This is a genomic window from Paenibacillus sp. FSL M7-0134 (assembly GCF_038007865.1).
Classification (GTDB): Bacteria; Bacillota; Bacilli; order Paenibacillales; family Paenibacillaceae; genus Paenibacillus; species Paenibacillus polymyxa_B.
In genome coordinates, this window is the sequence record NZ_JBBOXV010000001.1 from 2,829,324 (window position 1) to 2,850,277 (window position 20,954).

Genomic DNA, 20,954 nt, shown 5'->3' on the forward strand with positions numbered 1-20,954 from the left:
TTTTACAGAGGATTCCCGTATTTTTATACATAACCAAAAGAACTTCCAAAGCCACCGTTGTAAGTGGTCCATGGAAGTTCTTTTTTTAACGAAAACGGTTGGTTCTACGCGTTTGAAAGCGATTGGGTACTTCATTACGGACAGCTACCCCTGTGGTGCGTTCCTGCACCGCTTGTTTGGTGTTCTCACGAGAAATACTGAGCATAATGCCCATGGAAAACATCATGACAAGTAGGGAGGAGCCACCAAAGCTGATAAATGGAAGCGTTACGCCAGTGATTGGAATCGTTTGGGTTACACCGCCGATATTAATGAAGGCCTGAATAGCGATCAAACCCATGATGCCAGTGCCTACCAACGTTCCGAACGGATCATGGCAACGCAGAGCAATGATCATGCCTCGCCAAATGAAATACAAATATAGCATCAGGAATATGGCTGTTCCGACAAATCCGAATTCTTCACCAATTACAGAAAAGATAAAATCATTAAATGAATTAGGAAGATAGTGAAGCTTGATAATACCTTTACCAAATCCTGCCCCGTTTAAACCGCCTTCACCTATAGCTTGCAAGGACTGTACCAGATTGTATCCTGTTCCTTGTCTATATTTCTCGGGATTAAGAAAGGCTTGAAAGCGTCCGATTTTATAATCTTGCTTGGCAGCAGCTTGTCCATCTGTGGTTCCAGAATCTCCTCCAAACAACGACCCAATGCCAAATACGATGGAAGCGCCTAGCACGAGCAGAACAATTGATGCTGTAATATGCTTGACACTGGCTCCACCGGCATAAATAATCAGACCACTGGTAGCAACCAAAATGAAGCAGGAGCCTAAATCAGGTTGAAGCATGATGAGTCCTGCAACACAGCCTACAATGACTGTTACAGGTATGTAGCCAGTCCGCAGATCTCTAAAGCGATCTCCTTTTTTGACGATTAGTGCGGATAAGTAAAGAATGATGGAAATTTTCGCAAGCTCCGTTGGCTGGAAGCCAACACTACCAAACCTGAGCCAGCTTTTTGCGCCGTTAAGTGAGCCTGTAAAAAGAACGATGATTAGCAGTAATATAGTTATGAAAAATAAAGGTACAAAAAGCTTTTTATATTTTTCCATCTTAATATTCATAGCTACCAACATAATAAAAAGTCCAAGTACAGCAAATGCAGATTGGCGCTTCACAAAATATAAAGAGTCAAAATTGTATTCTTTATTCAGCAGAGCTACGCTGGAGCTGGAGCTAAATACCATAATTACACCGAATCCAACCAATAACAAAGTGAGGATCAGCAATTGAAAATCCGGTGTGCCTCTTCTTCGAGTCTCCGGCTTCGTATTTCTCATATCAGCTTCCCCCGGTATTCGCCACAAGGTATATTCCTCGCAGACGGTTATCATTTTATCGTTTATCCATTTTATCATATTATGTTTGTTGGGCTTCTGCAACCTCCCTGGAGCAACAGATATCGCAACAATTCCATATCTGCTACAATAGGATGAAAATGAAGACTTGAGAGCAGCGGTGCATACGTGGTGACGCTGCATGATTAATTCGGGAACTTGCCCGGTGCTTTAAAAGGAGAGGTGGAGCAGAATTGACACAACATGCGATAGATAAGATCTGGTTTGATCGATTGCAAGAAAACATGGTGGAGTGGCGTAGACATTTACATAAGAATCCCGAAATTTCCTTTCAAGAAAGCAAAACCGCAGCTTTTGTGGCGGATAAGTTGGAGAGTTGGGGAATCGAGATTCGCCGTCAGGTAGGGGGACACGGTGTTGTAGGCACCATTCGTGGTGCTAAACCTGGGCCTGTCGTCTTGCTGCGCGCCGATATGGATGCTCTTCCTATTCAGGATGAAAAGGAATGTGAATATCGCTCCAGCGTGGACGGAGCCATGCATGCTTGCGGCCATGACGGACATACATCCGCGTTGCTTGGAACGGCTTACTATTTCAGTCTGAATCGGGACGAGCTGCAAGGAGAAATTCGGTTGTTGTTCCAACCTGCGGAGGAATTGCTGCCTGGCGGAGCGGTCAGTGTAATAAAGGATGGTATATTGGAAGGTGTGGATGTCATTTATGGCATCCATTTATGGACACCTTTTCCGGTCGGGACGGCCGCGAGTTGCGCAGGGCCGTTGATGGCGGCGGCAGACGATTTTTATATTGAAATCACAGGTAAGGGTGGGCATGGTGGGATGCCCCAGTCCACTAATGATAGTGTCGTGGCGGGTTCAGCTCTTGTTATGCAACTGCAAAGTGTTGTAAGCCGTTCAGTCGACCCATTACGACCTGCCGTGCTGACGGTGGGAACCATCCAAGGGGGCTCTGCGCAAAATGTGATCGCAGAAACGTGTCGCTTGAGTGGAACGATTCGTACGTTTGATGAGGAGACACGAACGGTAATGAAGGAGCGACTGCATGAGGTGACGGAGCTTACAGCCGCAACATACGGTACAACAGCACAGGTTCGCTATATTATGGGGTACCCACCAGTTGTCAATGACACACATGAAGCATCTCGTTTCTTTAATGAAGCAAAATCTGTTTTCGGCGAGGAGAATGTGCAGGAAGCGTCGAAGTTGATGCCTGCTGAAGATTTTGCGTATTATTTGGAACGTGTGCCAGGTTGCTTCATGTTCGTAGGAGCGGGTAACCCAGTTAAAGGAGCAGTTTATCCACACCATCATCCAAAATTTGATTTTGATGAGGATGCTATGATTAACGCGGTTCGTTTGTTTATTGCGATGTCTATGGGATACGCTGCGGAACGAAACGCAAGGGCAATTAAGGGCTAAAATGAGTTGAATTGGGAACGGTTCAATCTGGAGTATGAGGTTAATGAAATGGGGTACCCTACTGTTGAAAAGGAGGGAGTACCCATGAAAAAGGTTCAGGAAGTTATGACTAAAAAATGCGTAACGGTTACCCCGCAGGACAATATTTATGAAATTGCGGTCAAAATGAAGGACAATGATACTGGTTTTATTCCGGTTGTGGAAAGCGAAGGCAGTGATAAGTTGATCGGTGTAGTAACGGACCGTGATCTTGTCGTTCGCGGTTATGCGGCTAAAAATTCGGGTTCGGGTTCGGTCGATACCGTCATGACGACAGGTATTCGTACAGCCAGTGCGGACATGTCGGTGGACCAAGCAGCTGAACTGATGGCAGAACAGCAAATCCGTCGTTTGCCCGTAACGGAAGGAGACCGTCTGATCGGGATTGTCTCGATCGGGGATTTGGCTGTTCGTAATATTTTTGCAGACAACGCTGGAGAGGCGCTTAGTCATATTTCCGAGCAGGTCCACTAGAAGAATAATTAAGGTAGCATTAGTTTGGGGAGATCTTTACCCCGAGCTTCTAATCAGGAGTTCAACCCGAATATGGGTTGGGCTCCTTGCTATTCTGGTTGATATGCCAATAAACGGATAAGCTATTTATTATATAAGTTTAAAATGATGTATTGTTAGATTATCAGGAGGTAGTTATGAATCCAGATCATCCTTGTATTGTACAACGTGATTTTACCGTTCTGCTGGAGATGGGCTTGCCCGGTTCAGAATGGGCTCGTTCACAGTTGCAGATTTATGCGGAGCTGGTTAAAAGCCCGTCCGCTTTTCATACATACCACATCACTCCATTGTCTTTGTGGAACGCAGCTGCCCTCGGATGGAGTGCTGAGGACATTCAAAATAGTTTGCACTCCATGTCCCGTTGGGATATTCCACGTGATTTGTTGAAGGATATTGAACAGCTCGTTTCTCGTTATGGGACGTTGACGCTTTCACGGGAGGGTACGGAAGAAAAGCGAACTTATAGCACAGATACGATTGGCGCATACCGTGCTGAGCATGAGCCAGACGGAGGTATAAAGACAGGGAAAGCCAACAGCTATACAATGGGTGATCGCTTGATCTTGGCAGCAGAGACCCCCGCTTTACTGGGTGAGCTACTGACCAAGCAAGAGCTCAAACAGCTTGGTTTACTTCGCGTTGATGAGGTAAGCGCATCGGTCCCGCCCGAAAATCGGGGCTTGCTCAAGCAGGAATTAACGCGCTTGGGATATCCCGTTGTGGATACGGCAGGCTATCTTGAAGGGAATCAGCTTAGTTTTACCTTGGGAAAGGGACAAACGAAGTTGCAGCTTCGTGATTATCAAGTAAAGGCCGCTGATGCGTTTGAAGGAGCGAACGGCTTAGGGGGGAGTGGTGTACTGGTACTTCCATGCGGAGCCGGAAAAACAGTGATAGGTATGGCGGTAATGAATCGGTTTCAGTGCGAGGTGCTTATTCTAACATCTAATACTACTTCTGTACGGCAATGGGTAGAAGAGTTAAAACGAAAGACGGATATTCCTCCCGATTCCATTGGGGAATATAGTGGTCAGAAAAAAGAGGTGCGTCCGATTACGGTGGCGACCTACCAAATATTGACACACCGTCGCACCAAAGATGGGGATTTTGAGCATATGAAACTGCTGAGTGAGCGGAAGTGGGGACTCATTATATATGATGAGGTTCATTTGCTGCCCGCGCCAGTATTCCGGGCGACGGCTGACATTCAGGCTACCCGTCGTTTGGGGTTAACAGCCACGCTGGTTCGAGAGGATGGTTGTGAACGCGATGTGTTCTCTTTAATTGGACCCAAACGGTATGATATGCCGTGGAAGGAACTGGAGCGACAGGGCTGGATCGCTCAGGTCGATTGTGTGGAGCTACGGCTTCCAATGACAGCTGAACTTTTGGAGCGCAGTATGCGTGCCGAGGGTAGACAGCAGTACCGAATTGCAGCCGAAAATCCGGTCAAACTGGAGGCGGTACGTAGCCTGATGCAGCAGCACAGCGGCTTGCCCACGCTTATTATTGGTCAATATTTGGACCAATTGCGTATATTGGCTCAGGAGCTCGGTGTCCCACTGATTACGGGTTCAATGAGCCAGACGGAGCGGGTGCGTTGGTTTGATGCGTTCCGCAAGGGTACAATTCGGACCCTATTGGTATCCAAGGTTGCAAACTTTGCGGTGGATCTGCCGGATGCGGCAGTAGCCATAGAGGTATCGGGTAGCTTTGGCTCTCGTCAGGAAGAAGCGCAGCGACTGGGCCGCATTTTGCGACCAAAGTCGGGCGAGAATAAAGCTTATTTTTATGCGCTAGTGACGGAGAATAGCAAGGAGACGGATTTTGCAGCTCGTCGTCAGCTGTTTCTGATTGAGCAAGGCTATGAATATGCGGTTCGCAGATTTAGTGTGACAGAGGCTATCGTAGGCCGGGATGATAAGCCTGGAGATCGTGGAAAGAAAAAGGAGGCCTAATCAAGAATGGGCGTAACGAACACGCAAGACAGCTGGAATGAGCTTTCATCAGATGAGCTGCTGGTGCTTAGACAATGCTTTATCCGGTACGCGGGACAGCCCATGAAGGAAGAAGAACCTATACAGCTTACCCGGGGAGCGTTAAGCGGAGTCGAAACGAAACTGGCACTGCGTGGATTACGTGCCCGGGGCTGGCTGGAGGCTGTTACCAAATCGTGGGGCGAACGAATTTTATATATTCCGGTTCATCGGCTACCGGATCTGTACGATATGTTGTTAGAGCAAAATCCAATGAACATGATGCATTCGGATCATCCGATAATGGTACATGAATCAATGACAGGCCTGGAGTCGGATTTGCTGCATGCGTTGTCACGTATTGCGGTACAGGGCGTTCCTTTGACGGCCAAAGGAACCATACATAAGCGGTCATTGCAAAAATTGAATGAACTGACCCCCTTTCGCCCAGAGGACCTGATAGGTCTTGGGTTGCATTATGCGCATGCAGAGCTGTATCCAGTGCAAACGGTGGTAATGATGGATTTGCTACTCAGTTTGGGTCTGTTAGTGAAGGAAACTGTGTCTTTTCGCGTTCAGGAAACGGAACTGGAGACTTGGATTCGTTTGTCTGCTTGGCAAATGCGCAAGCATATTTTTGCTACACTCATGGAAAGATACGGCAAGGCCGAAGCGTCTATGCAGCATTTTCGCTATATGCTGTGTGCCGTCTCCCAGTATGTAGGATCAGAAGGGTGGATATCTATCAAGTGTTTGCTGCAATGGATGCTTCAGGTAGGTCTGATCCAGCAGGAGAGTACGAACGGAGCTGATCCCAAGAACGGTGCCCTTTTAGACCTTGTTCCTACAATCTCAAATACGGAAGGGTTTGCGGGAGAAACGGTATCTGATTTTAATTTCAATGGACCTTTCATGGAGGAATTGAAGGGTTGGCTGAAGGCACTGACTGCTTTTGGAATGGGCGATTGGGGCCAGACTGCATCGGGCGAACTGTGTTTTCGCTGGGATGTATCTGTGATAGATATGCTTCGTCCCAATAATTACGAGGATACACATCAAGAACAAGGTACTTTTTATGTACAACCTGATTTTGAAATATTGGTTCCACCAGATGTGGCATATGATGTGCGCTGGCGACTGGAATGCTGCTGTGAACGTGTGACAGGAGATCGGATGGTAGTATACCGGATCACCAGAGAAAGTGTTACAGAGGCAATCGAGTTAGGAATGGAAGCCGAAGCAATTCCGGCTCTTCTGGACAAGTTCAGCCGGACAGGTGTGCCTGATCATGTACGTATGACGGTAGAACAGTGGGCAGGCGATGTCGGACGGACGGCTTTTGCAACGGTAACACTTTTGCGATGTGGCACACAGGAGGATGCAGACATGGTTGCACGTCATCCCGCGTTGGAAGGATTGCTGGAACGGCTCGGTGACAGGGACTTTATTATTCCGGCGAGCTCTGCTGTCAAAATACGAAAAACGCTTGCTGCAGTTGGATTAGGTCCACGTCGTGAACTGGAAGGTTTGGACGATCCGACTCATCATTATCCATTGATTTTGGAACCAGAGAACATAAGTTCAGGCAGTCCCAACAGTGAAATGGAGTCCGACCCTACTCAAGCCCGTTCTATATTTTCCCAAGAGGGAAGAGCAGGTTTTGTTTATACTGGGCGCACGCTGCATTTTTACGAACAAGAGCACACGCTGCCTGATCCGTCTGACTATTTTCCAGAAAGATCTACAGTCCCCTCCTCATGGACAAAAGAATGGAGGAGTTACCATACTTCCACTGCCCGGCAGTTGATCGAGCAAGCGATTCGTTGGCAGGCTGCTGTGGGACTGCGAATCGGTGGGAAAGAGGTTAAATGGATACCGGAGGCGGTGGTTCCCGGTGCACCATGGAGTGTCACAGGCTGGTACGCCTCAGGAATGGATGACGAAGCACCTTCTCCTGCGACTTTACAGCCAAGTGAATGGTCAGACATGCGGCTGCTGGTTCCTTTTACATAGTAGAGCCAGGAAGTGCATGAAACTCCTTCTTCTCAAAAGAAGGATGTGGTATGATAAATGAGTCTACTTTTACAGGGTAGAACTTTATATAAAGTGAGATGAACATTCATGAGCGTAGCCGAATTGAATACGGTCAATATGGCAGAAGTGCTTATTAACGCCTATGAATTGGGCGATATGGTCAACCGATCCTTTGAGGTATCGGATTATTTATATTGGAAACAGCGTGTGGAATTGAACCCGTCTATTCAGGCGTGTGTACGCAAGCTGGATGCCAAAAAGGAGCTATTCGCGGAAACGGAGCGTTTTGGGCATTTTCATCCGAACTATCATGAAGCGAAGGATGCAGTGCAGGTCGTTGAGCTGGAACTGGAACAATTCGTGGATGTTAAGGAGTTCAAACGAGCCGAAAAGGCGCTGGATGATATGCTTCATGCCATGTCTGAAACGATTGCATATTCCGTGTCCGAGACCATTAAGGTGCCGAGCAATGATCCGAATGTGAAAAAGGGCGGATGTGGCAGCGGAGGGAAATGCTCCTGTGGATAGGTCATAGGAATGATACCGAGTGGAGGGGAGATGAAGCGAATGTTTGCCGAGCGGACAGGGTACATCATTTGGGTAAGCGATATCAAGGCTGCCCGCAATCTGGAGAAATACGGAAATGTCCACTTTATTTCAAAGCGTATGCATTATGTAGTTATATATATGAATGCGGATCGGGCAGAAGATACCGTTAAAAATATTCGCAGACTTTCCTATGTGCGTAAGGTCGAGCGCTCTTTTCGAAATGAGATTAGGACGGAGTACAACGACGATAAGGAAAAGATGAAAGAATATGAAATATAAGTTTCTAATGTCTATAAATTGTAAAATATTCTTAAAAGGTCAGCCTACGGGCTGGCTTTTTTTTGTAAAGTCAGGACTTTTGCATAATGGTCTTAATGCTGTTAGACCTAAAAAATCTTTAAAAACCGCCTATAAACTTCAATTTTGTAACTTGTAGTCCCGGGTCTGTTGAGGTAACATATGAATATATTGGTAGATATAAAGACCTATCTGGTGGGGAGAGTGATCCCGTGCGTGACAAAGCAATGCAGCGATGGAGTACATACGAACCGTTCTACGTGGAGATGGGCGATAAAAAAGTCGCCGATATCGTGATTACAAATCATGCGAAAACTCGCTACTTAGATCGGATAGAGCAGAAACAGTCCGAGACGAATCATATCGCCGCCTGGCTTTGGGAATGCCTGAAGCAAAACAGGATGGAGTCCTACTATCATAACGAAGAGGATGTATATTTAATTGATGGTGATCTGGTCGTCGTGGCCGAATTTGGAGAGTTGCCCGGCGAGATGGATATTGCGGGGAATCCGCTGCACAAGATGATTGTCATTACCTTTTTGGGCCGGATGTCGGAGACCATTGAATTAAGGGATTTGAAGTCATACTATTCATGGCTACGCCATTCGCGGCGCATGACACTGATGAAAAGCACTCGTAAGCAAAAATAGACGGTGATTGGGCGGTCGGCCCTAGGCGAAAAAATCTCCGAACTTATGATTACCGTCAACTTTAAGTAGAAAGTATGCAGTTATTAGCTGCATGCTTTTTTTATTTCCAACAATATAACTCTCCAATTCGGTAAGTTTACTTGGAAATGCTTCGACAGATGTTTTTCTTATGTTAAAATAGGGAGATCAGAGGGGAGAGGGCTGTCAGTATGAACTTTCATCAGTTGCACATTTTTTATACCGTAGCGGAGCGCGGAAGCTTCTCGGCGGCGGCACAAGCGCTGCATATGACACAACCTGCGGTGACGATGCAAATTCAGTCTTTAGAAGATTATTTCGGCACGAAGCTGCTGCAACGTTCGACTAAAAAAATCGAGCTTTCAGAGGCGGGAGCGACACTATTACCTTTTGCGAAAAAAAGCATGCAACTGATCAGGGAAGCTGACGAGGCGATGTCTGCTTTTACTCACATGCTGGAGGGAAGATTGCATATTGGCGCCAGCCTAACGATTGGTGAGTATATTGTACCAAGAATGTTGGGGCCGTTTGGCCAGGAATACCCTCATATACGTATGGCGATGAATGTGATGAATACGACTCAAATTATGGATGATATACTAAAACATCAGTTGAATTTAGGACTGATTGAGGCCCCAGTCCAGCATCCAGATATCGTGGTGGAACCTGTGATGCAGGACGAACTGAAACTGATTGTGCCTTCAGGCCATGCGCTGGCCAAGGCAAAAAAAGTGGTTCTGGAAGATGTGTTTAAGCATCCTTTTGTAGCCAGAGAAAAGGGATCTGGTACACGTCAAGTGATAGAAGATGAGCTGAAAAGTCGTGGTGTGGATGCCTCCCGACTTGGTATTGTAATGGAGATGGGGAGCACTGGAGCGGTCAAATCGGCGGTAGAGGCTGGACTGGGTATTACCATGCTATCACCTTCTTCGGTGAAGCATGAAGTTGCGCTCGGATTGTTGAAAATTGTAAACATTTCAGATATCACGTTCAAACGAGAATTTTATGCAATTCATTTAAAGTCGGCGTTGTTGCCGATTCCGGTAGTAACCTTCCTGTCTTACTTGCGTCGTCATGATCAGGGAACGGACGTGCAGATGGACTCGCAGGACGAGCTTGCAAAGCTGAAAGAGAAGGAGGATGCATAATGAAGGAGCAGATTAGCGTAAAACGATATGATTTACATACACACACCCTAGCATCTGACGGTATGCAGCCACCTGTAGATAATGTGCGCTGGGCCAAGGAAAAAGGACTGGCAGGTGTGGCCATTACAGATCATGATACGGTAGCTGGCCTGGAAGAAGCTCTGGAGGAGGGAAAACGCATAGGAATTACTGTGGTGCCAGGAGTGGAAATTAGTACTCGAGCTGGCGGTAAGGATATTCATATACTCGGTTATTTTATGGATTACCGCAATAAAGTGTTTTTGGAGCGGTTGGAAAAGCTTCGCCAGGCGCGGGATACCCGTAATGATTTGATTTTAAGTCAATTGCGTAGTCTGGGCGTGGAAATCACACTGGATGAAGTGGTGGCTACGATGGGCAGACCGCTGGCACCAGATGAAAGCATTGGACGTCCGCATATGGCGGATACGCTGGTTCAAAAGGGATATGCGAAGGATATGCGAGACGCGTTTGACCGTTACTTGGCGGAAGGAGCGCCTGGATATGTGTCAGTACCCCGTGTAGAGCCTGCGGAGGCCATAAACTGGATTCGTGAAGCAGGAGGGGTACCTGTGGTGGCCCACCCTGGCTTGTACGGAAATGATGAGCTGGTTCGCTCAATTATAGAGGAGGCGAAGCCTGTGGGCTTGGAGGTGCGACATTCGGACCATGATGCTGAGGCTGAGAGCCGATATACTGTGATGGCGGCGCAATATGGGCTCATTGCAACTGGCGGCTCGGATTTTCACGGCGCACGCCAAGGTGTTGTTTTCCACGGTGATCTGGGTAGCCGTAGTGTGGAAGGTCAGGTTGTCGAGGAATTGAGGAAGGCTGCTGTTGGTCAAAAGTAAATAAAAAGCCCCTTGCCTTATGCATGGAACACAAGAAGTGTACCGTGCAAAAGAACAAAGGGCTTTTTTTGGATTCAATAGGCTAGTGAGACTTAGCCGTTTTTGATGCGATTCGGCAGCTTTTTGATCAGCTCCTCGTCGGGTGTAATGAAGAGCGTACGCTGATGGTCGTAGATGACAAAGCCGGGTTTGGCTCCGCTGGGCTTACGTACATGCCGAATCAGGGTGGCGTCCACAGGTACACTGCTGGATTGCTTGGCCTGGCTAAAATAGGCAGCGAGTTGAGCTGCCTCCTCCAGCGTCGTATCCCCGAATTGCTCAGCACGTATAACGACGTGTGACCCCGGAATATCCTTTGTGTGCAACCAGGTGTCATTTGGTCCGGCCAGTCGATTTGTCACATATTCATTTTGCAAGTTGTTTTTGCCGACCAGTAACTCGATACCTTCGGATGATGTATAGACGTGCAGGGTTGGACGGTCGTTTTTCTTCTTTTTCTTTCCTTTTTTGACCCGATCTCTGAGATAGCCCTGCTGAACCAGTTCTTCACGTATTTCCTCAATGTCATTCATAGAGGCATGGGCTAGCTGCTGAAGAAGATTGTCCATATAACGGATTTCTTCGTGCGTTTTCTCCAGTTGTTCATCAATGACAGCCAAGCTGTTTTTATATTTGTTGTATTTTTTAAAATACCGTTGTGCATTATCCGACGGGTTGAGTAGTGGGTCCAGTGGGATGGTCATTGGACGCTGTTCCTCATCATAAAAGTTAGTGAGCGTCACTTCTTTGTCCCCTTTTTTCACCTCATGCAGCGAAGCGAACAGCAACTCTCCATAAATGCGAAATTGATCGGCATCTTCCGCCTCGGCCAAATCCTGATGGAGATAGTCGAGTTTTTTTAGGTTTTTACTCCGCTCGTTTTGCAGAAACCGCAGTAGGTCACTAACCTTTTGCTTAACCGTATCCCTTTCTGCTTTTTCACCGAAGAAGTCCTCCATACACTCACTGATAGTAGGGTACTCCTTACGTCCTTCTTGGATCAACGTCAGTGGAATGGCTGAGAATATCACTTTATCTTGTGCGTTTAGTCCAGATACCGGCTGAAAACGATGATTCCGCACGTCACCCATGATGTGACTGAATGTCCTCCATAGTGAACGATCACTATCACCAGATACTTCATTAGTTACTCGAGTTAGTATCTCTTCAGCAATGAGGGGACTGAGTCCAGTAAAAGTGTTCACGATCCAGCGTTTGGGAGCTTCTTCTGCCTCGATCGCTGTTTGATACGAGGATATGAAGGCTGCCTCTTCCGTTTCTAGTGGATTCAGCTTGTTTTGTTCAGGAGGCTCCGTGTATTGAAAGCCAGGCATAATGACCCGATAGCTGCTGATAGACGGTGTGACATGATGAATGCCATCCAGCATCACGCCTGTTTCCGGGTCAAGCAAAATAATGTTGCTGTGTCTACCCATCAGTTCAATGATAATTCGTTTGAGTGAAATATCTCCCAGTTCATCACGTTGACGTATATCCATGTGAATAATACGCTCCATGCCCACCTGCGTGATTTTCTCAATAACGCCTCCTTCGCAATGCTTGCGAAGTAGCATACAAAACATAGGGGCTTCTGTCGGATTAAGAAAGCTTTGTTCTGTAAAATGTACACGCGGGAAGGTCGGATTAGCCGACAGCAGCAGCTTTACGCTTCCGCCTTGTGCCCGCAGATTCAGCACGATATCGCGATCATTTGGCTGATGTATTTTATTAATGCGCCCGCCCCGGATGCCTTGCAGTTCGTGTACGATAGCGCGGGTTACGATTCCGTCCAATGCCATAATTATGTTCTCCTTTGAAGCAAATGTATTTTCGCCTTCCTTCTATGATACATAACTTTGGGACAAAACTTAAGCGGCTTTGTGATATTTCAGGTCCTGTCCGAATAGATTGAATCTAGAAAGTCTGTCCAGCTTATCAGCAATCGCGGCACAAAAATATAATAACGGGCAGCCATCCTACGCACAACCGACGGAAACGGACTATCTGACCGGGAGGGAATTGGGGAGAATGGAACAAGCACACTGGCACCAATTAAGCAATGAACAGCTTTCAACAAGTCTGGAAGTCGACCCGAAGCAGGGTCTTTCGGAGGAACAGCTTGCGGAACGAAGAGAAAGGTCAGGATGGAATGAGCTGAGCGAGGGGAAGCGAGTTTCGGCAATCTTGCTGCTGCTCAACCAGTTCAAGGATTTTATGATGCTCGTATTGATGGGAGCGACCCTGATATCCGGCCTGCTTGGCGAATATTTGGACGCGATTACCATTATTGCTATTGTTGTACTGAATGGAATTCTCGGCTTTGTACAGGAATTCAGAGCTGAGCGTTCATTGCGAGCTTTGAGACAACTGTCGGCTCCAACCGCCAAAGTGTTGCGGGGCGGCAAACGAATTCAAGTTCAGGCCAGAGAGCTGGTTCCGGGTGATATTGTGCTGCTGGAAAGTGGTGATCGCATTCCTGCAGATGTAAGGTGGTTGAGTACGAACGGCTGTGATGTAGAGGAGTCTGCCCTGACGGGGGAATCAGTTCCGGTGAGTAAGCATTGCCGCCCTATTCATGCCGCCGAAGTACCACTCGGGGATCAAAAAAACATCGGTTTTATGGGCACGATGATGACCAGAGGAACCGCAAAAGGAATGGTTATACGTACAGGTATGAGTACCGAAATGGGTAAGATCGCAGACTTGATTGAAAATACGGAGTCGCAGGAGACACCGTTGCAGCACAGATTGGAGCAATTGGGCAAAATCTTGATTATCGTAGCGTTGGCGCTAACGGTGCTCGTTGTCGTAGCAGGCATTTTACATGGACAGCCAGCCATGAGCATGTTCTTGGCCGGAGTGAGCTTGGCTGTGGCGGCTATACCGGAAGGATTGCCGGCTATTGTGACGATTGCGCTCGCATTGGGTGTGCAGCGTATGATTAAACGAAAGGCGATTGTGCGTAAGCTGCCTTCTGTTGAAACGCTCGGCTGTGCATCTATCATTTGTTCCGACAAAACGGGCACCCTGACCCAAAATAAAATGACAGTCACCAAGCTATGGCTGGACGGTCGCTTCTGGGTAGTTACGGGAGAGGGCTACGACCCACACGGGCATATTATGGATAGAGACCTTCCTGCTGATCTTAAAAACGGACAATCTCTGCGTAGACTGCTACAAGCCAGTGTACTTTGCAACAATGCTGAAATTGTTCAAGCTGATACAGAGGAGTTGCGTTCGAAAAAGAAGACCAAAGAGCCGACGCCGTCCGCCGTTTGGGAGCTGAAGGGTGACCCGACGGAAGGAGCACTGGTCACGTTAGCTGCCAAGGGCGGGGTCACGAGACAAGGGCTATATGAGCTGTACACAAGGGAGCGAGAATTCCCTTTTGACTCGGATCGGAAGCGAATGTCGGTACTCGTACGCCACCAGGGAGGACACATCGTCTTTGCCAAAGGTGCGCCGGATGTGCTGCTGGGTCAGTGCTCCTACATTTTATGGGAAGGAAATGTCGTTCCGTTAACGGGCACGCTGCGCCAAAAGGTACTGGCAGCTAACGAAGGAATGGCCTCAGAGGCGCTGCGTGTACTTGGTGTCGCTTACCGTGATATCCGCTCGCATGAGCGTGTCTCCACGGTTGAGGAGGCTGAAGCACAGCTGATCTTTATCGGGCTGACAGGCATGATTGATCCGCCACGTCGCGAGGTTCGCGAAGCCATTGGCAAGTGCCGTCGTGCTGGCATTCGCACTGTGATGATTACTGGAGATCACGGTACAACTGCAGAGGCCATTGCACAGCAGCTGGGCATTCTTCAGCGCGGCTCCCATGTGTTGACAGGACAGGAGTTGTCTGTGATGGATGATGCGGCGCTGGACAAAGCCGTTGATACCGTCTCTGTGTATGCACGGGTTTCGCCGGAGCACAAGCTACGGATCGTCAAGTCACTTCAAAGACGCGGACATGTCGTAGCCATGACCGGTGATGGCGTCAATGACGCTCCGGCGATAAAGGCGTCGGACATCGGTATTGCGATGGGCATTACCGGGACGGACGTGACCAAAGAAGCGGCTGCGCTTGTACTGAGTGATGATAATTTCTCAACGATTGTAGCCGCAATTGAGGAAGGACGGAATATTTACGAGAATATCCGTAAATTTATCCGTTATCTACTCGCCTCCAATGTTGGTGAGATTTTGACGATGTTCTTTGCCATGATGGCCGGGCTGCCATTACCTTTGTTACCGATCCAGATTTTATGGGTGAATCTGGTGACAGATGGCCTACCAGCGATGGCTCTGGGGGTGGACCAGCCAGAAAAGGATCTCATGGAGCACAAACCTCGTGGCGCAAAGGAAAATATTTTTGCTCGTCGACTGGGCTGGAAAATCATTAGTCGTGGCTTGTTGATTGGTTTATGTACGCTAGCGGCCTTCTGGCTGACATTACGTATTGCACCGGATGACGCAGGACAATTGATCAAAGCACAGTCCGTTGCCTTTGCTACGCTAGTTCTGGCACAGTTAATTCATGTATTTGATTGCCGTAGTTCCCGTTCTATTTTCCATCGTAATCCGTTTCAAAATAGTTATCTCGTGCTTGCCGTGCTTTCTTCCGTAGTGTTAATGCTGGTGGTTATGTACGTGCCTATGCTGCAACCTATTTTCAAAACGGTACCGCTCGGTTTGCGTGAGTGGGCGCTATCCATTGTGGCAGCCGGGATTCCCACGTTTCTGATGGGAGCGGGAAGTGTATGGGGCGGTCGACGCAACCGTCGTCGCGGCGGAAATACACACTTTTCAGCGGGACGTACGAAGTTTTCAGCCTAGAAATCAGGTCATGTATACCGCATCGCTTTCCCACTATTGCCCTGTATGATATCATGGGATCAAAGCTTCATGAGGAACATGATATCAGCAGCAACGGCGGAGGTAAGCTATGGAATTCACAAAAATGAACGGTCTAGGTAATGATTTTATCGTTTGGTTTGGGCATCAGGATTTGCCGTCTGACGCCTCGGAATTAGCTGTTCGGCTATGTGATCGACATTTTGGTGTTGGTGCCGATGGGTTGGTATATATATTGCCGTCAGAAAAAGCGGATTTCTGCATGCGTATCATTAACTCGGACGGCTCGGAGGCCGAGCAATGCGGTAATGCTATCCGTTGTGCTGCTAAATACGTATATGACCGTAAGCACATCAACCGTGAACAGATCACGATCGAGACACTGGGTGCAGGGGTACAGCAGGTCGAACTAACTGTAGAGAACGGACTTGTTCGTATGGTGAAGGTGGATATGGGAGAGCCGATTCTTGAGGGTTTGAAGATTCCAACTACACTGGATCTGTCTAGCGTAATTAATGAGCCCATTGAAGCTGGCGGAAGTGGTTTTCGTTTTACGGCTGTATCTATGGGGAATCCGCACTGTGTCATTTATGTGGAGGATGCGCCAAGCTTTGATCTGGAAGCCTGGGGGCCGAAGCTGGAATGCCATCTGCTGTTCCCTAAAAAGACAAATGTTGAGTTCGCCACGGTACGTAGCCGGAAGCATATAGATATGAGAGTATGGGAGAGGGGAGCCGGACCAACGCTAGCTTGTGGAACCGGAGCCTGTGCTACACTTGTTGCTTCTGTACTAAACGGGTACAGCGACCGCCACGCCATTGTAAGCCTGAAGGGCGGCGATCTGGATATCGAATGGAGCGAGGACGATAATCACATATATATGACGGGCCCGGCTGAGATCGTGTACGAAGGTCGTCTGTTCTAAATCATGTGAACTTTAAAAATAGCGTGCAACTGGGCTATGAATCGTATAGAAGTGAGTGAAAAGAGGACCTTAGTAGGTCTTCTTTTTTTGGACTTACATGCCACTGTATACAAGGAATACGATGAACAAAGCAACATTCTGTCTTTTTTTGGCGCCTGAACGATGTATAATATAGAAAATGAGAAAACAATAAGGAGGCCGTTCATAGTGCGGAAATTTCGTTGGATTTCAGCAGTTGCAGTCCTCATATTTGTAGCCACCGCGCTTCCGGTTCAGGCGGCGACCATCCCTGCTGGCGCGGAAACGACGGACAAGCAGGTTGGCTCGCTAACTCCGACAGTGGTAAGCCGTTTAGAAAAAGCGGTGCAAGAACTCATCGGTTCAAAGACAGCATTTCAATTTGACGATGTGACAGATATGGGGAAAACTTGGATTGTAGAAGGCGAACTGGAAGATGGAACTGCTACGTTGCAGACAGAATATAATAAAGAAAAAAACAGAGTGGATTCTACAACCATACGATATAAAATAAGCAGCTTAGGAAAGGCGATGAACGCGCCACTCAAGACGAAAGTGCTAAACAGCGCCAAAGCGTTTGACAGCAAGCGTCCTTTGCAATTTGAAGCATTCTGGCGGGTCAAATCCCCTTATCAGTCCAACAAGCCTTCAAATTACTGGGTATTTTGGGGCGCAGGAGAACAAGCTTCCTCGTTGTATGTGGATGTGGATCGAGGTAACGCTATTACCATCAACGCGGACTATGCGCTGAAGCAGGTGGACCCTTTGTTACTGAACCGTGCAATGAACACATTTAAGCGTGTGAGTGGACAGCGAATCAAGGTACAGCACGCTTCACGGTACAAGGACGAGACGAAGGGACTTTCATATTGGTCGTTCGAGGATGCAAACGAGGCGAGTGAGGTCAAAATTAGCGCGGTAACCGGTAAAGTGCTGGCCGTATCCACCTATGGGGTGGACTGGAATGATGACGCAGATTTCAAAAAAACATTTGCAAGCCCGAAATATACTGCCTCAGAAGCTTTGAAGCTAGTCAAGCCCAAGGCTCAAATGTTGTTTAATATCAATTTGTCGGGCTATAAAGTGAAAGTTCAAGGGAATCAATATACGTTCTCGAAGCAGCAAAAGGGAACGGATTCTATTGTGGCTAAAGTGAATAAAAAAGGGACTTTTTACGCTTACTCTCTTCATTCTTCTGATGGGAAAATGCCATGAAAATGTAGTAGGAAATAGAAAAGATAAATCAAGTCGTTTCACTCCTGATATCATTTTGTCGGGGAGTGGGGCGGCTTTTTTTGTTTTTGGCTTATGTTTATAGTCTCTTTATGTTACATTAGTATGAAAATAAAGAGCGGGGTGGAGCAGAGGACATGAAACCGGATTTGCGTACTGTGCTGAATCGTGAAATTATTGTCGGAGACGGCGCAATGGGGACTTTTTTATATCAGCTAGGATTTCCAGTAAATACGTCTTTCGAAGAACTGAACATCACTTCGCCTGACGTTATATCAGACGTACATGGTCAATATTTAAGTGCAGGAGCTCGATTGCTGGAGACTAATACATTTTCTGCAAATGATTATAAGTTAGCCCGGTTTGGACTGGAATCTAAGGTAGAAGAGATCAATCGTGCCGGTGTGAGAATTGCCAGAGCTGCGGCCGGACCTGAACATTATGTGGTAGGTGCGGTGGGTTCCATATGTGGGGGCAAACGGCTTAACATATCCAAGCTGGAGCTGGCAAGAAACTATGAGCAGCAAATTGATGCCCTTCTCTCCGAAGGAGTCGACGGCATTCTGTGCGAAACGTTTTATTCACTGGATGAAATACGCATTGCGCTTCACAGTGTACGTAAATACAGTGACATTCCGGTAATTTGTCAGTTTGCAGTTGATCAGGTTGGTCGCACCCAGGATGGTTTTTTAGTTGCGGAAGCTTTTTCGGTGCTGCGTAATGAGGGGGCAGACATCCTTGGATTTAACTGTCACTCGGGTCCGCAGGGAATTATGAGTGTAATGGAGCAGCTGGATGGCCCTTTGTCTGTACCGCTGTCCGTATATCCGAATGCGGGACTAGCAGATTATGTGGACGGTCACTATGTATACGGTGCATCACCTGAATATTTTGGAGAATGTGCCAAGTCCTTTGTAGACCTGGGGACGAGGCTGCTCGGTGGTTGCTGCGGAACTACACCGGACCATATTGCAGCTATCTCAAAAGCTTTGAACCGTTTGCAACCGCCTCCGCTGGCTTCAAAAGAAGCTCTGTCGAAAGAGTCTTTTCAAGTGGCGGAGCAGATTGCAGATGAAGGGGAACGAGGAAATGGCAGACATACCAGCGAGCCCAACATTGTGGATCTGGTTAAGGAACGACATACGGTCATTGTAGAACTGGATCCTCCGCGCGATCTGGACATTACGAGGTTTATGCAAGGTGCTCATGCGTTGAAGAAAGCCGGGGCCGACGCACTTACACTGGCTGACAACTCGCTTGCAGTTACTCGTATGAGCAACATGGCGCTTGGACATTTGGTCAGTATTGAAACAGGTTTGCGCCCATTAATTCATATAGCATGTCGTGATCGCAATCTGATTGGTACTCAATCCCACATGATGGGTTTTGACGCGCTCGGTATTGACCATGTACTGGCGGTTACTGGCGATCCGGCGCGGTTCGGTGATTTGCCAGGCGCCAGTTCGGTGTATGATATGACCTCTTTTGAAATCATACGCATGATCAAGCAATTAAATGATGGTGTTGCATTTTCCGGTAAGCCACTGAAGCAGAAGGCTAATTTTGTGGTAGGTGCCGCATTTAATCCTAACGTCAAGCATTTGGGTAAAGCCGTGCAGCGATTAGAGAAGAAAATTGCCTCCGGAGCTGATTATGTTATGACTCAGCCCGTTTACGACCACGAGCTCATTGCAGCCATCGCGGAAGCGACACGACATTTGGAAGTACCGATTTTTATCGGTATTATGCCGCTGGCTAGTGGGCGCAATGCAGAATACTTGCACAATGAAGTGCCAGGCATTCAGTTATCCGATGAGGTACGTGCACGTATGTCTGGTCTTGAGGGTCCGGAAGGACGAGCAATGGGCGTGTCTATTGCCAAGGAGTTACTCGATACGGCAATGGAACATTTTAATGGTATCTATTTTATGACTCCATTTATGTTCTATGAAATGACAGCTGAATTGACTTCTTACGTATGGCAAAAATCAGGCCGCGTACAGGCCCCCTTGTTTCGACTATAATAATCAATTACAATAGTATAATGGATGTGATGCCGATGTCATTGAGTATGACCGGATACGGTCAAGCCATCCTTCATTATGAGGGCTATAAAGTGCGCTTGGAATTGAAATCGGTGAATCACCGCTATTGCGAAGTGATGATGAGAATTCCGCGCGAATGGACTCGTTACGAAGATGGCTTGAGAAGAACGGTTCAACAGCAGATTAAACGCGGTCGTATCGATGTCTTCATCCACAGAGAACGTGATGAAGAACAGATGCCCGCCGCGCGGTTGAATGACACTGTGGTGCAGGCTTACCTGCATGCAGCGGAGCAGCTGGCGGATCGTTATGGAGTGAAAGGAACGTTAGGGATAAGCGATATTCTTGCTTTGCCTGACGTTCTGGGTGAGCCTGGAGAGGCTTGCCATGGAGACGAAGAGGACTGGGAAGAGCAACTACAGCGAGCTTTGAATGAAGCTTTGCAAGGTTTACTGGAGATGAGAAGGCGAGAAGGCGGGCATTTGGCGCAAGATGTGGAATCCCGTATTTTACGGCTGGAATCCCTGCATCATGAAATGACGGTGCTGGCTCCTCATGTTGTGAGCGACTACCGTAACAGGCTGAAACACAGGCTTAAAGAGCTTCAGGACGGTTCATTTACGCTTGATGAACATAAGTTCGGAATGGAGATTGCGTTATTCGCGGATCGCAGCAATATTGATGAGGAACTTACCCGGCTTCAAAGTCACTTTGGACAGTGCAAGGGATTGCTGCTGTCAGACGAGCCGGCCGGTCGCAAATTAGATTTTTTAATCCAGGAAATGAACAGGGAAGTCAACACGATCGGCTCCAAGGCTAATCATCTCACATTGGTTAATTTGGTCGTTGAGATGAAAGCAGAGCTCGAGAAAATTCGTGAGCAGGCTGCAAATATTGAGTAGCTACCTGGTAGCGGCACGGCTGCAAGAGTCACATGTATAGGGGGAAAGA

General features: G+C 47.7%; 16 protein-coding genes. 14 read left to right on the forward strand and 2 right to left on the reverse strand.

Annotation, left to right across the window (positions count from 1 at the left end; all coding sequences use genetic code 11):
• Positions 1–85 precede the first annotated feature (85 nt).
• Complete coding sequence (gene ftsW, locus NSQ58_RS12580) at positions 86–1,345, reverse strand: putative lipid II flippase FtsW (RefSeq protein ID WP_023989322.1); 1,260 nt, start codon at positions 1,343–1,345, stop codon at positions 86–88.
• 251 nt (positions 1,346–1,596) lie between these two features.
• Here ftsW and NSQ58_RS12585 point away from each other — a divergent pair, with 251 nt between their 5' ends.
• The 9 genes from NSQ58_RS12585 to NSQ58_RS12625 all read left to right on the forward strand — a co-directional run bounded on the left by NSQ58_RS12585 (position 1,597) and on the right by NSQ58_RS12625 (position 10,898).
• Positions 1,597–2,802: a M20 metallopeptidase family protein gene (locus NSQ58_RS12585; RefSeq protein ID WP_316243923.1), complete on the forward strand. Its 1,206-nt coding sequence runs from the start codon at positions 1,597–1,599 to the stop codon at positions 2,800–2,802.
• An 84-nt stretch (positions 2,803–2,886) separates the two neighbouring features.
• Entirely contained in the window at positions 2,887–3,315 is a 429-nt protein-coding gene (locus tag NSQ58_RS12590) for a CBS domain-containing protein (protein WP_023989320.1), read from the forward strand.
• A gap of 176 nt (positions 3,316–3,491) precedes the next feature.
• On the forward strand, positions 3,492–5,315 hold the full coding sequence (locus tag NSQ58_RS12595; RefSeq protein WP_076159447.1) for a DNA repair helicase XPB: 1,824 nt from the start codon (positions 3,492–3,494) through the stop codon (positions 5,313–5,315).
• Between the two features lie 6 nt (positions 5,316–5,321).
• A complete protein-coding gene (locus NSQ58_RS12600) occupies positions 5,322–7,346 on the forward strand; it encodes a helicase-associated domain-containing protein (protein ID WP_069080009.1) in 2,025 nt (674 codons plus the stop codon).
• A 108-nt stretch (positions 7,347–7,454) separates the two neighbouring features.
• On the forward strand, positions 7,455–7,895 hold the full coding sequence (locus tag NSQ58_RS12605) for a YlbF family regulator (RefSeq protein WP_013310906.1): 441 nt from the start codon (positions 7,455–7,457) through the stop codon (positions 7,893–7,895).
• Between the two features lie 39 nt (positions 7,896–7,934).
• The gene (locus NSQ58_RS12610) at positions 7,935–8,195 is read left to right on the forward strand and encodes a YlbG family protein (RefSeq protein ID WP_023989316.1); all 261 of its coding nucleotides are present in this window, start codon (positions 7,935–7,937) and stop codon (positions 8,193–8,195) included.
• Positions 8,196–8,425: 230 nt separating this feature from the next.
• A complete protein-coding gene (locus NSQ58_RS12615) occupies positions 8,426–8,863 on the forward strand; it encodes a hypothetical protein (RefSeq protein ID WP_023989315.1) in 438 nt (145 codons plus the stop codon).
• 209 nt (positions 8,864–9,072) lie between these two features.
• On the forward strand, positions 9,073–10,029 hold the full coding sequence (locus NSQ58_RS12620) for a selenium metabolism-associated LysR family transcriptional regulator (RefSeq protein WP_254347473.1): 957 nt from the start codon (positions 9,073–9,075) through the stop codon (positions 10,027–10,029).
• Entirely contained in the window at positions 10,029–10,898 is an 870-nt protein-coding gene (locus NSQ58_RS12625; RefSeq protein WP_254347472.1) for a PHP domain-containing protein, read from the forward strand. Before NSQ58_RS12620 ends, NSQ58_RS12625 begins: the two co-directional genes overlap by 1 nt.
• A gap of 92 nt (positions 10,899–10,990) precedes the next feature.
• On the opposite strand, the gene NSQ58_RS12630 is transcribed toward NSQ58_RS12625, so the two are convergent.
• The gene (locus NSQ58_RS12630; protein ID WP_053325718.1) at positions 10,991–12,736 is read right to left on the reverse strand and encodes an Rqc2 family fibronectin-binding protein; all 1,746 of its coding nucleotides are present in this window, start codon (positions 12,734–12,736) and stop codon (positions 10,991–10,993) included.
• Positions 12,737–12,965: 229 nt separating this feature from the next.
• On the opposite strand from NSQ58_RS12630, the gene NSQ58_RS12635 reads away from it, so the two are divergent.
• The 5 genes from NSQ58_RS12635 to NSQ58_RS12655 all read left to right on the forward strand — a co-directional run bounded on the left by NSQ58_RS12635 (position 12,966) and on the right by NSQ58_RS12655 (position 20,905).
• Positions 12,966–15,764 carry a calcium-translocating P-type ATPase, SERCA-type gene (locus NSQ58_RS12635; RefSeq protein WP_341057550.1) on the forward strand — a complete coding sequence of 933 codons (2,799 nt, stop codon included), beginning with the start codon at positions 12,966–12,968 and terminating at the stop codon, positions 15,762–15,764.
• A 109-nt stretch (positions 15,765–15,873) separates the two neighbouring features.
• The gene (dapF, locus tag NSQ58_RS12640) at positions 15,874–16,707 is read left to right on the forward strand and encodes a diaminopimelate epimerase (RefSeq protein WP_076264816.1); all 834 of its coding nucleotides are present in this window, start codon (positions 15,874–15,876) and stop codon (positions 16,705–16,707) included.
• A gap of 207 nt (positions 16,708–16,914) precedes the next feature.
• Entirely contained in the window at positions 16,915–17,940 is a 1,026-nt protein-coding gene (locus NSQ58_RS12645; RefSeq protein ID WP_023989310.1) for a hypothetical protein, read from the forward strand.
• A 155-nt stretch (positions 17,941–18,095) separates the two neighbouring features.
• Positions 18,096–19,982: a bifunctional homocysteine S-methyltransferase/methylenetetrahydrofolate reductase gene (locus NSQ58_RS12650; protein ID WP_028540559.1), complete on the forward strand. Its 1,887-nt coding sequence runs from the start codon at positions 18,096–18,098 to the stop codon at positions 19,980–19,982.
• 35 nt (positions 19,983–20,017) lie between these two features.
• Entirely contained in the window at positions 20,018–20,905 is an 888-nt protein-coding gene (locus tag NSQ58_RS12655) for a YicC/YloC family endoribonuclease (RefSeq protein ID WP_013310895.1), read from the forward strand.
• Positions 20,906–20,954: the final 49 nt, after the last annotated feature.

What these genes read in the sequence shown, in the direction of transcription:
- ftsW (WP_023989322.1), bottom strand. Translation starts at nt 1,345, where the DNA reads ATGAGAAATACGAAGCCGGAGACTCGAAGAAGAGGCACACCGGATTTT.
- NSQ58_RS12590 (WP_023989320.1), top strand. Translation starts at nt 2,887, where the DNA reads ATGAAAAAGGTTCAGGAAGTTATGACTAAAAAATGCGTAACGGTTACC.
- NSQ58_RS12595 (WP_076159447.1), top strand. Translation starts at nt 3,492, where the DNA reads ATGAATCCAGATCATCCTTGTATTGTACAACGTGATTTTACCGTTCTG.
- NSQ58_RS12600 (WP_069080009.1), top strand. Translation starts at nt 5,322, where the DNA reads ATGGGCGTAACGAACACGCAAGACAGCTGGAATGAGCTTTCATCAGAT.
- NSQ58_RS12605 (WP_013310906.1), top strand. Translation starts at nt 7,455, where the DNA reads ATGAGCGTAGCCGAATTGAATACGGTCAATATGGCAGAAGTGCTTATT.
- NSQ58_RS12610 (WP_023989316.1), top strand. Translation starts at nt 7,935, where the DNA reads ATGTTTGCCGAGCGGACAGGGTACATCATTTGGGTAAGCGATATCAAG.
- NSQ58_RS12620 (WP_254347473.1), top strand. Translation starts at nt 9,073, where the DNA reads ATGAACTTTCATCAGTTGCACATTTTTTATACCGTAGCGGAGCGCGGA.
- NSQ58_RS12625 (WP_254347472.1), top strand. Translation starts at nt 10,029, where the DNA reads ATGAAGGAGCAGATTAGCGTAAAACGATATGATTTACATACACACACC.
- NSQ58_RS12630 (WP_053325718.1), bottom strand. Translation starts at nt 12,736, where the DNA reads ATGGCATTGGACGGAATCGTAACCCGCGCTATCGTACACGAACTGCAA.
- NSQ58_RS12635 (WP_341057550.1), top strand. Translation starts at nt 12,966, where the DNA reads ATGGAACAAGCACACTGGCACCAATTAAGCAATGAACAGCTTTCAACA.
- dapF (WP_076264816.1), top strand. Translation starts at nt 15,874, where the DNA reads ATGGAATTCACAAAAATGAACGGTCTAGGTAATGATTTTATCGTTTGG.
- NSQ58_RS12650 (WP_028540559.1), top strand. Translation starts at nt 18,096, where the DNA reads ATGAAACCGGATTTGCGTACTGTGCTGAATCGTGAAATTATTGTCGGA.
- NSQ58_RS12655 (WP_013310895.1), top strand. Translation starts at nt 20,018, where the DNA reads ATGTCATTGAGTATGACCGGATACGGTCAAGCCATCCTTCATTATGAG.